This window comes from Amycolatopsis sp. NPDC049691 (genome assembly GCF_040675005.1).
GTDB lineage: Bacteria > Actinomycetota > Actinomycetes > Mycobacteriales > Pseudonocardiaceae > Amycolatopsis.
In genome coordinates this window covers 40814-54761 of record NZ_JBFANX010000029.1, presented here as the reverse complement: position 1 = coordinate 54761, position 13948 = coordinate 40814, and the positions used below count along the sequence as shown (strand labels likewise).

General features: G+C 73.8%; 7 protein-coding genes. 5 read left to right on the top strand and 2 right to left on the bottom strand.

The genetic code is table 11. The annotated features are described in order from the left end of the window. Window positions 1-139: 139 nt before the first annotated feature. Genes AB0J40_RS42055 through AB0J40_RS42035 form a run of 5 tightly spaced genes read left to right on the top strand, consistent with a single transcriptional unit; the run spans window position 140 to window position 12081 of the window. Window positions 140-6088 (top strand): SDR family NAD(P)-dependent oxidoreductase, encoded by a 5949-nt coding sequence (locus AB0J40_RS42055; protein WP_364465273.1) that lies wholly within the window; start codon window positions 140-142, stop codon window positions 6086-6088. After that, window positions 6085-9927 (top strand): beta-ketoacyl synthase N-terminal-like domain-containing protein, encoded by a 3843-nt coding sequence (locus tag AB0J40_RS42050; protein WP_364465271.1) that lies wholly within the window; start codon window positions 6085-6087, stop codon window positions 9925-9927. Before AB0J40_RS42055 ends, AB0J40_RS42050 begins: the two co-directional genes overlap by 4 nt. Further along, on the top strand, window positions 9924-10214 hold the full coding sequence (locus tag AB0J40_RS42045) for a phosphopantetheine-binding protein (RefSeq protein ID WP_364465269.1): 291 nt from the start codon (window positions 9924-9926) through the stop codon (window positions 10212-10214). Before AB0J40_RS42050 ends, AB0J40_RS42045 begins: the two co-directional genes overlap by 4 nt. After that, window positions 10202-10978: an alpha/beta hydrolase gene (locus AB0J40_RS42040; protein WP_364465267.1), complete on the top strand. Its 777-nt coding sequence runs from the start codon at window positions 10202-10204 to the stop codon at window positions 10976-10978. The genes AB0J40_RS42045 and AB0J40_RS42040 overlap by 13 nt, the downstream gene beginning before the upstream one ends. Continuing rightward, window positions 10975-12081: a glycosyltransferase gene (locus AB0J40_RS42035; protein WP_364465266.1), complete on the top strand. Its 1107-nt coding sequence runs from the start codon at window positions 10975-10977 to the stop codon at window positions 12079-12081. Before AB0J40_RS42040 ends, AB0J40_RS42035 begins: the two co-directional genes overlap by 4 nt. On the opposite strand, the gene AB0J40_RS42030 is transcribed toward AB0J40_RS42035, so the two are convergent. Continuing rightward, a complete protein-coding gene (locus tag AB0J40_RS42030) occupies window positions 12078-12911 on the bottom strand; it encodes an ABC transporter permease (RefSeq protein ID WP_364465264.1) in 834 nt (277 codons plus the stop codon). The two genes, AB0J40_RS42035 and AB0J40_RS42030, sit on opposite strands and share 4 nt — an antisense overlap. Then, on the bottom strand, window positions 12908-13843 hold the full coding sequence (locus AB0J40_RS42025) for an ATP-binding cassette domain-containing protein (RefSeq protein ID WP_364465262.1): 936 nt from the start codon (window positions 13841-13843) through the stop codon (window positions 12908-12910). The genes AB0J40_RS42030 and AB0J40_RS42025 overlap by 4 nt, the downstream gene beginning before the upstream one ends. Window positions 13844-13948 lie beyond the last annotated feature (105 nt).

Genomic DNA, 13948 nt, shown 5'->3' with positions numbered 1-13948 from the left:
AAGTGCTGGTCAGCGCCATGATCGTGCCGTGTTCCACAGTTTCGCACCTTAGCACGAGTATTGCTTTTTACGGGTCTGGTGCGTTATTCCTGTGATTGGTCTCGTGAAGATCACCCCACCCCGCACAGGAGGTCCGCCGATGGCCGAGCTCGTTCCGCCGTCGCACGCTCGACGGCAGCGGTGCCTCGGCATCGGCGACCCCTGCGCGGTGGCCGCCGTCGCGCGCGGCGGGGGTCTCGGGGTGCTCGACGGCGCCGACCCGGCCGACCTCCGGCTGGTAGCGGCGCGGGTCCGGGTGCCCTACGGCGTGCGCACGGAGGGCCCGGTTCCCGAGGGCGCCGCGTTCGCCGTCCGCACGAGGGCGCCGTGGACCGGCGCGCTCGCCGAAGTGCCCGATCTCGCCACGGCGGCGGAGGCCGTCGCCGGGGGCGCGTGCGGACTTCTCGCGCGGGCCGGGGAACTGAGCGACTTCGTTCTGCTGCAACAGCTTCTCGCGGCCTTCGACGTCCCGGTGTGGGGGAGCGTTGCCGGACCGCGGACGGCGGTGGGGGCGCTGGCCGGCGGCGCGGCCGGAGTGCTTCTCGAGTCCACAGTGGAAGCGGATGTCCGCCGGGTCGTCGGTGCCGGGGTTCCCGTCCCGACGGCACCGGACCGGCTGTGCCGGACGCTGGGCAGCGCGCTGCCGGTCGTGCAGGGGCCGATGACGCGGGTGAGCGACCAGCCCGGGTTCGCGGCCGCGGTCGCCGACGCGGGCGGGTTCCCGTTCGTCGCGGTGGCCACGGCGAACGGCGCGCGCACCACGGACCTGCTGACCCGCACCGCCGAGCGGCTGGGCGACCGGCCGTGGGGCGCGGGGATCCTCGGCTTCGTGCCCGACAACCTGCGGGCGGAGCAGCTCGCCGCGATCCGGGCCGTCCGGCCGCGGTGCGTGCTGATCGCGGGCGGGAAACCCGGCCAGGTCAAGGCGCTGGAAGCGGACGGGATCGCGACGTTCGTGCACGTGCCGTCGCCGGTCCTGCTCGGCCAGTACCTCGACGCCGGGGTCCGCCGGTTCGTCTTCGAAGGCGCCGAATGCGGCGGGCACGTCGGCCCGCGCTCCAGTTTCGAGCTGTGGGAGGAACAACTGGCCGTGCTCGGTGCGGCGAAGGACGTCGAGGTGCTGTTCGCCGGCGGCATCCACGACACCCGGTCCGCGGTGATGGTCACCGCGATGGCGGCTCCGCTCGACGCCGTCGGCGTCCTGATGGGCACCGCCTACCTGTTCACCGAGGAAGCCGTGACGCACGGCGCGATCACCGGCCTGTTCCAGGAGCGGGCGCTTGCCGCCGGCGCGACGGTCACCCTCGAAACCGCGCCGGGGCACCGCACGCGCTGCCTGCCGAGCCCGTACACGGCGGAGTTCGAGCAGGTCAAGGCCGGCTTGCGGGACGTGCCGGCGCAGGAGGCCTGGCAGCGGCTGGAAGAGCTGAACACCGGACGGCTGCGCGTCGCGAGCAAGGGCGTCCGCCGGGACGGCTCGCCGCTGGACGAAGAAACCCAGCTGGCCGAGGGGATGTTCATGGCCGGGCAGGTCGCCGTGCTGCGCGACCGCCGGACGACGATCGCCGAGCTGCACCGGGAAGTCACTTCGGGGAAAACCTTTTCCCGGCAGGCGGAACCGGAGACGCGGGACAGCCGGGACATCGCCGTCATCGGGATGGCCTGCACGTTCCCCGGGGCGCCCGACCTGGAAGCGTTCTGGTCGAACGTCCTGCGCGGCGAGGACGCCGTCACCGAGGTCCCGCCCCAGCGGTGGGACCCGGCCGTCTACTTCGGACAGTCGACGTCGAAGTGGGGCGGGTTCCTGCCGCCGGTGGCCGTCGACCCCCTGGACTACGGCATCCCGCCGTCGGCGATGGGCAGCATCGACCCGGCCCAGCTGGTGTCGCTGGAGACCGCGCGGCGGGCGCTGGCCGACGCCGGGTACGCCGAGCGCGAGTTCGACCGCGAACGCACGAGCGTCGTGTTCGGCGCGGAGGCGGGCGGCGACCTCGCCAACGCGGGCACGCTGCGTTCGCTGCTCGAGGGTTACCTGGACGAGGTGCCGCCCGAGCTGCTCGCCCAGCTCCCGGAGCCGACCGAGGACACGTTCCCCGGCACGCTGGCCAACGTCATCTCCGGCCGGATCGCCAACCGGCTCGACCTCGGCGGCGCGAACTACACGGTGGACGCGGCCTGCGGGTCGTCGCTGGCCGCGCTCGACCTCGCCGCGAAGGAACTGCGCGCGGGAACGAGTTCGCTGGTGCTGTGCGGCGCGGTCGACCTGCACAACGGCATCCACGACTACCTGATGTTCACGTCGGCCGGCGCGCTCTCGCCGACGGGCCGTTGCCGCCCGTTCGACGCGGCGGCCGACGGCATCGCGCTCGGCGAGGGGGTGGCGTGCCTGGTCTTGAAGCGCCTGTCCGACGCCGAACGCGACGGCGATCGCGTGTACGCCGTGGTCAAGGGCGTCGGCGCGGCGAGCGACGGCAAGGCTTTGGGGTTGACCGCGCCGCGTCCGGAGGGCCAGCACCGGGCGTTGGAACGGGCTTACCAAGACGCTGGAGTGTCCCCTGTGGACGTCGGGCTGGTCGAAGCGCACGGAACGGGCACGGTGGTCGGCGACGCGACCGAGCTGCGCACGTTGACGGAGTTCTTCTCGTCGGCGGGGGCCACGCCGGGATCGTGTGTGCTGGGGTCGGTGAAGAGCCAGATCGGCCACACGAAGTGCGCGGCGGGACTGGCGGGGCTGATCAAGGCGGCACTGGCGCTGTGGCACGAGGTGGTGCCGCCGACGCTGCACCTGACCACGCCGAACGCGGCCTGGGACGCGTCGACGAGCCCGTTCACGTTCACGACTTCGGCGCGGCCGTGGGCGGATCCGGCCAGGCTGGCGGGGGTGAGCGCGTTCGGCTTCGGCGGGACGAACTTCCACGCGGTGCTGGCCGCCGGCCCGGTGGCCCCGGACCGCCGGCACGGGTTGAGGGACTGGGCCCCGGACGCCGAAGCGGCTTTGGCGGACCTGCGGCGAGTGGTGGCCGGGCGGCCGGCGCGGCGCGCCGGCGGTGGCCCGGCCGGGTTCCGGCGGGCAGATGCCGAACCCGGCAAGGTCGGCGCAGGACCAGCCGGCCCGGCCCGGTCCGGAGAGTTCGGCGCGGTGGGGCAGCCCGGGGTCCGCGGTGGCGAGGCTGGTGCCGGGCGGTCCGAGCCCGGCCATGCCGGGCCGGCCGGGTTCCGGCGGTCCGCTGCCGACCCCGGCAAGGTCGCCTTCCTCTTCCCCGGCCAGGGCAGCCAGCGCCCCGGCATGCTCGCCGAGCTCTTCGTGCACTTCCCCGAACTCGCCGACTACCTCCGGCTCGCCCCCGACGTCGCCGCGAAAGCGTTTCCCCCACACCCCTTCGACGCCGCCGAAGCCCAAGAACGCGCCCTCACCGACACCCGTGTGGCGCAACCCGCGCTCGGGCTCGTCGAGACCGCCGTCGCCAAGCTCCTGGAAGAAACCGGCGTCCGGCCGGACTTCCTCGCCGGGCACAGCTACGGCGAACTCGTCGCGCTGTCGGTCGCCGGGGCCTTCGACACCGAAACCCTCCTCCGCGTCAGCCGGGCCCGCGCGAACTCCATCGCCGACGTCGCCGAGCCCGGGACCATGGCCGCCGTCAAGGCGTCGCGGGACCTGCTCACCCCCACCCTGATCGGCCCGGATGTCGTTGTCGCCAACCACAACGCGCCCGAACAAGTCGTCCTTTCCGGACCGGTCGCCGCCGTCGAACGGGCGATCCGGCGGCTGCGCGAAACCGGCGTCACCGCTCAGCGGATCCCCGTCGCCTGCGCCTTCCACAGCCCGCTGGTCGCCAAGGCCGGCGACCTCTTCGCCCACGAACTCACCCACGAGCACCTCGGCGAACCACGGCTGCCCGTGTGGTCGAACCGCACCGCGAAACCGTACGCGGGCGACGTCAAAGGCGAACTCGCCGCGCAGATCGGCGCCCCCGTGCGGTTCCTCGACCAGATCGAAGCGATGTACGACGCCGGCGCGCGCACGTTCGTCGAAGTGGGTCCGGGCCGGGTGCTCACGAGGCTCGTCAAGGAGATCCTCGGCGACCGCCCGCACACCGCCGTCGCGTGCGGCCCCGACCTCAAGGCCTTCCTCACCGCACTGCGAAAGCTCGCGGACGCCGGTGTCGACGTCCGTACCGAGCGCCTTTCCAGGACCAAGCCCCCGGCACCGTCCCCGACCGCCTGGGCCGTCGACGGGCGGTCCGCCCGCGCCCCCGGCGCCGAGGCGCCCGCCCTGTCCCCGGCCCGACGAATCCCCAGAGAACACGGGAGTTCTGCCATGACCCAGCCCGCTCCCGGCCGCGACCAGGCGGTCGTCGACTTCCTGCGCACCACCCGCGAGCTCGTCGCGGCGCAGCGGGAAGTCATGCTCGGCTACCTCGGCAGCGCCCCCGCGCCCGTCGTGGCCGCCGAACCCGTCCGGCTCCCGGAACCCCAGCCCGAACCCCAGCCCGAAGCCCGACCGGAACCCGTAGCCGACGTCCTCACCACCGTGATCGGCGTGATCAGCGAACGCACCGGCTACCCGGCCGAAATGATCGCCGGCGACCTCGACCTCGAAGCCGACCTCTCCATCGACTCGATCAAGCGCACCGAGATCGCCGGGACGCTGCTGGGCCGCCTCGGCCTCCCCGCCGACGACCGCACCGACCAGCTCAGCCGCGACCGCACCGCGAACGCACTGACCGCGCACCTGGAGAGCTGGCTGAACCCCACGCCGGCGGCGGCCGCGCCCACGCGGTACCGGCTCGAGCGGGTGCCCGTGCCGCTCGACCCCGACCCCGGCCGGCTGCGCGGCAAGTCCGTCGCGATCATCGGCGACGACGAGTCCGTGCGCGCCGCGTTCGTCGGAGCCGGCTCCGAGATCGTCACCGAGGACGCCGACATCACCGTCGTGCCGGCCACGACCGCCCCGGAAGTGTTCACCCACCTCAAGAGCGCCAAGGGCACGGTGCTCGTCGCGGCGCAGCCGGGAACACCGGGCCTCCGCGGCCTGGTCCGCTCGGCCGCGCTGGAACGCGACGGCGTGACGCGGCTCGTCGAGGTCACGCAGGACGTCGCGAAGACCCTGGTCGACGAAGCACTCAGCGACGGCCCCTCGGTCGTCGGCCACGACGACGCCGGCCGGTTCACGATCGAGCCGCGGCCGGCGGACCTCCCGTCGATCGCCTACTCCGGCGCCGGGCCGGGCGGCGGCGAGCTGGCCGCGCTCGGCCTCGGCCCGGACTCCGTCGTCCTGCTGGTCGGCGGGGCCCGCGGGATCGCCGCCCGCGCGGCGATCGCGTTCGCCGCCTCCGGCTGCCGGCTCGAACTCGCCGGACGGACGCCGTGGCCGGGCGAGCCGGACGACCTGCCGGAAGACCCCGCGGCGATGCGCGCGGTACTGGCCGGCCGCGGCGGCTCGGTCGCCGAGATCGAACGCCGCGTGCGGACCGTGCTGGCCCAGCGCGAGATCGGCCGCACCCTCGACGAGATCCGCGCCGCCGGCGGGGACGCGGGGTACACCGCACTCGACGTGCGCGACCCGGACGCCGTGCGGCGCCTCGTCAAGAACCTGCCCAGCCGGCTCGACGGCGTCGTCTTCGCCGCGGGCGTCATCGACGACAAGCTCATGGCGGACAAGGACGAGGCGTCGTTCCGCACCGTGTACGACACCAAAGTGGACGGTGCCAGGATCCTGCTCGACGCGCTCGACACCGAACCCGGGTTCGTCGCGTTCTTCGGCAGCATCGCCGCCGTGCTCGGCAACCGCGGCCAGACCGACTACGCCGCCGCGAACGACGCGCTGGAGGCGCTGAGCCGCAGCCGGGCCGGCCGCGCGGTGACCGTCCACTGGGGACCGTGGGCCCCTACGGCCGACCACGGCGGCATGGTGTCGCCGGAACTCGCGCGCGAGTACGAGCGCCGGGGCATCAGCCTGCTCGACGCGGACGCGGGCACCGCCGCCCTGCTCCGCGAACTCGCCTACGGCACGGACCGCGCGGTGCTCTACACGGCGTCGCTGTGGTGAGCCAGGAGCCGGTCGCCATCGTCGGCATGGGCGTGTTCCTGCCCGGCGCGTCCACAGTGGACCAGTACTGGCGCAACGTCGTCGGCGGCGTCGACGCCGTCACCGAGATCCCCGCGCACCGCCGGGACCCGGCGTTCCACGGCCACGACGGCACCGCGCCGGACCGGACCCACGGCCGCCGCGGCGGGTTCGCCCCCGAGTTCATCGAGTTCGACCCGGTCGCCCACGGCGTCCCGCCGACGTCCCTGGAGGGCACCGAGCCGGACCAGCTGACGGCACTGGCCGTCGCCGTGCACGCCGTCGACGACGCCGGTGGTCTCGGCCGGCTCGGCGACCCCGAACGGATCGGCGTCGTGCTCGGCCGCGGCGGCTACCTCTCGCCCGGGCTGCGGGGCTTCGACCAGCGGGTCCGCACGGTCCGCCAGATCACCCGCACGGTCGGCGAGCTGCTGCCGTCGGCCGGCCCGGACGTCCTCGACCGGCTGCGGACGGCGCTGCTCGAACCGCTCGGGGAGTTCCGGCCGGAGACCGCCGCCGGGCTGGTGCCGAACCTTGCCGCGGCCCGCGTCGCCAACCGGCTCGACCTCGGCGGCCCGGCGTACACAGTGGACGCCGCGTGCGCGTCCTCCCTGGTCGCGGTCGACCACGCGATCGGCGAGCTGACCCGGCGCCGCTGCGACGTCGTCCTGGCCGGCGGCGCGCACCAGACGCACGACGACACGCTCTGGTCGCTGTTCACGCAGCTCGGTGCGCTCTCGCCGAGCCAGCGGATCAGCCCGCTTTCGCGCGAAGCCGACGGCATGCTCATCGGCGAGGGCACCGCGCTCGTCGTGCTCAAGCGGCTGGCCGACGCCCGGCGCGACGGCGATCGCGTGTACGCCGTGGTCCGCGGCAGCGGGACGTCGAGCGACGGGCGCGGGGCGAGCCTGCTCAGCCCGTCCGTCGCCGGGCAGACCCTGGCGCTGCGGCGGGCCTGGGAAGGGCGGGACCCGGCGGAGATCGGCCTGCTGGAGGCCCACGGCACGGCCACGCCGGCCGGCGACGCCGCCGAGCTGACCACCGTCGCCGACGTCTTCGGCCAGGCCGGGGGGACGCGGTCGGTGATCGGCTCGGTCAAGTCGATGATCGGGCACACACTGCCGACGGCCGGGGTCGCCGGCCTGGTCAAGGTGGCGCTCGCGCTGCACCACGGGGTGCTGCCGCCGACACTGCACTGCGCCGACCCGAACCCGCTGCTGGACAAGACCCGGTTCCGGGTGCTGGCCGAGGCCGAAGAATGGGGTGCGCTGCCGCGGGTCGGCGCGGTCAACGCGTTCGGGTTCGGCGGCGTCAACGCGCACGTCGTGCTGGAGGCGGGCGTTGACGCCGCACCGAAGCGGCGGGTGCGCGTCGACGAGCCGGAACGCGTGCTGCGGCTGGCCGCGAACACGCCCGAAGAGCTGCTGGCGCGCCTCGACCGGCCCGGCGAAGGCGACGGCGACGGGCTCTGCCGGATCGGGATCGTCGGCCCCGACGAGCGCAAGCTCGCCACGGCCCGCAAGGTGCTCGCCAAGGTGGCCGCGACGGGCAAGCCGTGGCACGGCGGCGGGGACGTGTGGTGCTCGGTCGACCCGCTGCTGCCGTCCGGCAAGATCGCGTTCGTCCACCCGGGACTGGAGGACGGCGCCGAGCCGCGGATCGACGACGTGGCCGCGCACTTCGGGCTCGACCGTCCACAGTGGTCGACGGCGACCGTGCTGGACCGCGCGACGAGCGTGTCCGCGACCGGGCTGGTGCTCGACCAGGCTTTGCGGCGGCTCGCGATCCGGCCGGACGCGCTCGCCGGGCACAGCGTCGGCGAGTGGACCGCGATGCAGGCCGCCGGGATGTACCGGGCGGCGCCGGACCTGCCGGCCCGCTACTGGCCCGACGGCTTCGAGCTGCCCGACGCGGATTACCTGGTGCTCGGCTGCCCGGTGGAGCGGGTGACCGAGCTGCTGCCGGACGACCTGGTCGTCTCGCACGAGAACGCGGCGAAGCAGACGATCGTGTGCGGCCCGCCGGAGTCCGTCGCGAAGTTCGCCGAGACCTGCCGGGGCACCGGGATCGTCGCCCGGACGCTGCCGTTCCGCTCCGGCTTCCACACGCCGCTGATGCGCCCCTACCTCGCGCCGTTCGCGCGGCTCGCCGCCGACCTGGACCTGCGGGAGCCCACGCTGCCGGTGTGGTCGGCGACGACCGCGCGACCGTACCCGGCGGAGCCGGATGCCGTCCGGGAGCTCTACCTCGTGCACCTGATCCGCCCGGTCCGGTTCCGGGCGCTGACCGAGGCCTTGCACGACGCCGGGTTCCGCGCGTTCGTGCAGGTCGGCGCCGGGCAGCTCGGCTCGTACGTCACCGACACGCTGGGCGAACGGCGGCACCTGGTCGTCGCCGCCGCGTCCGGCACCCGGCCCGGGCTCGCGCAGCTGCGGCGCGTCGCGACCGCGTTGTGGGTCGAAGGCGGCAGCCCGGACTTCGAAGCGCTCGAACCGCGGCGGATCCGGCTCACCACCGGCAACTCCCTGCTGTCGCTGGGGGAATCGGCCCGCGGCCTGCTCGACGACCGCGCCCTGCCCGAGCTGCCTGCCGGGGTGCCGGACGCGATCGTCGCCGAGTTCACCGCGCTGCTCACCGAAACCCGGCAGACGGCGGCGGACGTCGTCGCGGCGGCCGCGCGCCGGCGCGTCGAATCCACTGTGGACGTCTCGCTGGCGGCGATGCCGTACCTGCGCGACCACCGGTTCTTCCGGCAGCGGGACGGCTGGCCCGACGAGTCCGACTTCCGGCCGGTGGTGCCGGCGACGACGCTGGTGGACCTCGCGTGCCGGGCCGCCGAACGCGCCTGGCCCGGCACGACGGCGGTCGCGGTGCGGGACGCGGTGTTCTCCCGCTGGCTCATCGCGTCGCCGGCGCAGCGGGTGCCGCTGTCGATGAGCCGCGAGGGCGACGACGTGACCGTCGAGATCGGACCGTACGCGCTGATGACCGTCGAGCTGGGGACGTATGCGCCACCGCCGTCGCGGACCGCGGTGCCCGGGCCGGAGACCGAGCCCCCGCTGAGCGCGGCCGAGATCTACGCGCGACGCGAGATGTTCCACGGCCCCTCCTACCAGGGCCTGGCCCGGCTGACCGGGCTCGGTGAGCAGCACATCCGCGGCGAGCTGGTCGTGCCGGAAGCGCCGGGCGGGCTGCTCGACAACGTCGGCCAGCTGCTCGGCTGCTGGCTGATGGCGACCCGGCCCGACGGCCTGCTCGCCTTCCCGCGCTCGATCGGCAGGCTCACCTGGCACGGGCCGGAACCCGCGCCCGGCACGCGGCTCGAGTGCCTCGTCCGCGTCCGGCTGCCGCGGCCGGACGTGCTGGAAATGACCGCCGAGCTGGCGCGCGACGGCCGGGTGCTGGCGAGCGTCGAGGGCTGGCGGGACGTCCGGTTCCCCTGCGACCGCGCGGCCCACCGCGTCTACGCGTTCCCGGCGGAGAACCTCCTGGCGGAACGGCGGGACGACGGTTCGGTCACGGTCACCGACCGCTGGCCGACGGTCGCCGCGCGGGACATCTACGCGGGGATCTACCTCAGCGCCTCCGAACGCGCGGAGTTCGCCGCCGTGCCCCCGCGGCGGCAGCGCGGCTGGCTGCTGGAACGCATCGCCGCCAAGGACGCCGTCCGGGCCCGGCTCGCCGAACCCGTCTACCCGGCGGAAATCCGCGTCCACGCCGACGGCCGGGTGTCCGGCCGCGGCCGCGCACTCCCGGGCTTCGCCGTCACGGTCGACCTGACCGGGGACACCGCCACCGCACGACTCAGGAGCACGCCATGACCATCGACCACGCGTCCGCCGTCTTCGACGTCGTCGCCGAGCTGCTGACCCAGCTCACCGGCGACACCGACGTGCTCGGCATCGAGATCACGCCGGACACGACGTTCCACGAGGACCTGCAGCTGGAGAGCATCGACCTGGTGACCTTCGCGAGCATCCTCGCCGAGCACTTCGGCGCTGACGTCAACCTCGCCGAGTACCTGGCGGAGAAGGACCTCGACGACGTCATCGGCCTGACCGTCGGTGACATCGCCCGGTTCGTGGGGGAGCGCACGTGCCCACGATGACCGTGAACGGGCTGCGCACCAACGTGCAGCTCGTGCCCGCCGGCGGCACCGAGACCGTGGTCTTCCTGCACGGCATGGGCACCGACAGCCTGGCGAGCTTCTACCTCACGCTGGCGCCACCGGTCGCGGCGGCCGGCATCGACGTGATCAGCTACGACCTGCGCGGGCACGGCAAGACCGAGCGCCCGGAGCGCGGCTACACCCTCGGGGACTTCGTCGCCGACCTCGACGACCTGCTGCGGCAGCTGGGCGTCGACCGGCCGGTGCACCTGGTCGGCAACAGCTTCGGCGGGACGCTCGCCTACAGCTACGCCGTGGCCAACCCGTCCCGGGTCCGCAGCATCGTGTGCATCGAGTCCGAGCCCGCGACCGAGGTGTGGGCGGAGAAGATGAGCCAGATCCTCGCGCACACCGTGCGGTTCCTGCAGGTGGAGGAGAGCTTCGACTGGATCGAGGCGAACTTCGGCGCCCACCACCGGCGGCTCGCGCGGATGGCGGCCGAGCGGATCACGTCGACGAAGATGGCCGAGGAGGTACCGCTCGGCCCGCTGCTGACGTGGGAGCAGGTGGCGGCGATCGGCTGCCCGGTGCTGTCCATTTTGGGCAGTCACGGCTACCAGGCCGACGACCTCGAAGCACTGACGTCGCTGCTGCCGCACGGCGAGCTGCACGTGTTCGAGGGACAGGGGCATTCGGTGCTGGTGGAGCAGCACCGGGAGGTGCGCGAGCTGGTGCTCAAGTGGGTCGAACGGCACGCGGCGTGAGGTTCCTGCTGGTGGTGCCGCCGCTGGCCGGGCACGTGGCGCCGTTGCGCGGGGTGGCTTCGGTGCTGTCCGCGCGGGGCCACCAGGTCGCTTGGTGCGGTCCGTGCCCGGAGCTGTCCACTTTGGTCTCCGGTCCGGTTTTCCCGGCCGGGGACTCCAAACCGTTCTCGGTGGCTTTGCGGCCGACCGAGCTGCGCGGGTTCGCCGCGCTGAAGTACCTGTGGGAGTCGTACCTGGTTCCCCTGGCCGACGCGATGGTGCCGGGGGTGGCCTCGGCGGTTGCTTCGTTCGCGCCCGATGTGGTCGTGGTGGACCAGCAGGCGATGGCGGGGGCGCTGGTGGCGGCGCGGTGCGGGCTGCCGTGGGCGACTTCGGCGTCGACGTCGACCGAGCTGGCCGACCCGCTGGGCTCGTTGCCGAAGATCGCGTCCTGGGTGGGTGCGTTGCAGGCCGGGCTGCGGGCCCGCCACGGCGTGCTGCTCGGCGACTTGCGGTTCTCACCGCACCTGGTGCTGGCGTTCACGACCCGGGCGCTGGCCGGCGAGTCGCGGCTGGCGGTACCGGTGTCGTACGTCGGCCCGGCGCTGCCGTCGTCTTCGGATGACTGGTCCCCTGTGGACGATCGGCCGCTGGTCGTGGTGACGTTGGGGACGTCCAATGCCTCGGCGGGCGCCCGGTTTCTGGCCGAGAGCGTGGACGCGCTGGCCGGAATGCCCTCCGTGCAGGGGCTGGTGGTGGACCCGTCGGGCAGCTTGATCAGCGAAAGCTGCGCGCTGGCCCGGCGGATCCCGCAGGTGGCGGTGTTCGCGCACGCGTCGGTGGTGGTCTGCCACGGCGGGCACAACACGGTGTGCGAGGCGCTGTCGGCGGGGGTGCCCCTGGTCGTGGCCCCGATCCGGGACGACCAGTCGATGCTGGCCCAGCAGGTCACCGCCGCGGGCGCGGGCGTGCGAGTCCGCTTCGACCGAGCGAAGGCGGCGGACATCCGCAGGGCGATCGAGTCGGCGGAGCAGTACCGGCCCGGGGCGGCGAGGATCCGCGAGTCGTTCGAGGCCGCGGGCGGCGCGGAGGAAGCGGCGACCCACCTGGAGTCGCTGGGCTAGGCGCGGCTGCGGAACGTGCGGGCCGCCAGCGTCGAGCCCGCCACCGCCGCCACCGCGGCGATCACCAGGGCCGTCAGCACCGACCAGCCGATCGGCCGCGCCAACGCCAAGGCGCGGGTCGCGTCGATCGCGTACGTCAGCGGGTTCACCGCCGACACCGCGCGGACCCACGCCGGCATCGTGTCCAACGGCATGTACGCGCTCGAGGAGAACATCAGCGGGAACATCACCACGAACGACGCCGCCTGCAGGGTCTCCGCCTTGCGCAGCCACGTCGTGATCGCCACGAACACCCAGCTCAGGCACCAGCCCACCACGAGCGTCAAAACCAGCGCAAGCCCCAGGCCGAGCACCCCGCCCGCCGGGCGGAACCCCAGGAACACCACGCTCGCCAGCGCCGTGACCACCAGCTGGACGCCCAGCCGCGCGGAGTCCGCCACCGTCCGGGCCACCAGCACCGAGAACAGCGATATCGGCAGGCACCGCAGCCGGCCGGTGAAGCCGCCGTAGATCTCCGCCAGCAGGCCCGCGCCCGAGCTCATCGCCGTCGTCATCGCGATGTTCACCAAGGTCGCCGGCACCAGGAAGTTCACGTAACCCTGGTACGCCGCCACACCCGGCAGCGCGCCGACACCGCTGAACACCTGGCTGAACAACAAGAGCAGCACCACCGGCTGCAACAGTCCGAAGAAGACCAGCCGCCGGTCGCCGAACGCCGTGCGCAGCGATCTCGCCGCCAGCACGCGAACCTGGGTCCAGAAGCCGGATTCGGGCCAGGCCGCCGGGTCGGCCAGCGCGGCCACCGCCGCGCGGTGGCGGGCCTGCGTCACGACGCCACCGCCGTCCGGTGCAGCGAAAGGTAGACGTCGTCGAGCGTCGGCTCGGTCACCGTCAGGTCCCGCAGCGGGGCGCCGGCCGCGTCGAGCGCGCGGACCAGCACCGGGATGTCGCCCGGGCCGCTCAATGGCACGGAGAGCACCAGCCCGGTGCGGCCGGCCGCCAAACCCAGGCGTGTCAACGCGTCCACCGCGCGCCGTAGCGCCAGTTCGGTGCCGAACGTCAGCGTCGCCGTCCGGTTGCCGAGCCGCGCCTTGAGCTGCGACGGCGTCCCCGACACCGTGATGTGCCCGAGCCCGAGCACGACGACGTGGTCGGCCAGCCGGTCGGCTTCTTCGAGGTACTGGGTGGTCAGCACGACGGTGGTGCCCCGGGCGGCGAGGCCTTCGACGACCGACCACAGCCCGGACCGGCTGACCGGGTCGAGGCCGGTCGTCGGCTCGTCGAGGAACAGCACCTGCGGCGCGCCGACGAGGCCCGCGGCGAGGTCGAGCCGCCGCCGCATCCCGCCGGAATACGTGCCCGCCGGCCGGTCGGCCGCGTCTTCCAGGCCGAACGCCGCGATCAGCTCGGCCGCGCGTGCCTGCGCCTGCCGCGGTTTCGCGCCCAGCAGCCGGGCGATCAGCACCAGGTTGCCGCGCCCGGACAGGGCGTCGTCGACCGCGGCGAACTGCCCGGTGACGCCGATCCGCCGCCGGACCGCGCGCCCGCGCTGCACGACGTCGTAGCCGCACACGCGGGCGGTGCCCGCGCTCGGCCGGACGCGAGTGCTGAGGATGTCGATCAGCGTGGTCTTCCCGGCGCCGTTGTGGCCGAGGACCGCCAGCACCGTCCCGCGGGCGACCGACAGGCTGATCCCGGCGAGCGCGGTGACTTCGCCGTACCGCTTTGCCAGGTCCGTCACGGCGATGACCGGCTGGTTCATGGCCGCTCCTTTCCCTGCTTGCGAAAAGGTATCGGGAAACGGCCGGTGCGAGCAAGAAGATCGCCGCCATTCGCCGTGCGCGTGACAATTTCCGCGTGCCCGGAT

What these genes read in the sequence shown, in the direction of transcription:
- AB0J40_RS42055 (WP_364465273.1), top strand. Translation starts at nt 140, where the DNA reads ATGGCCGAGCTCGTTCCGCCGTCGCACGCTCGACGGCAGCGGTGCCTC.
- AB0J40_RS42045 (WP_364465269.1), top strand. Translation starts at nt 9,924, where the DNA reads ATGACCATCGACCACGCGTCCGCCGTCTTCGACGTCGTCGCCGAGCTG.
- AB0J40_RS42025 (WP_364465262.1), bottom strand. Translation starts at nt 13,843, where the DNA reads ATGAACCAGCCGGTCATCGCCGTGACGGACCTGGCAAAGCGGTACGGC.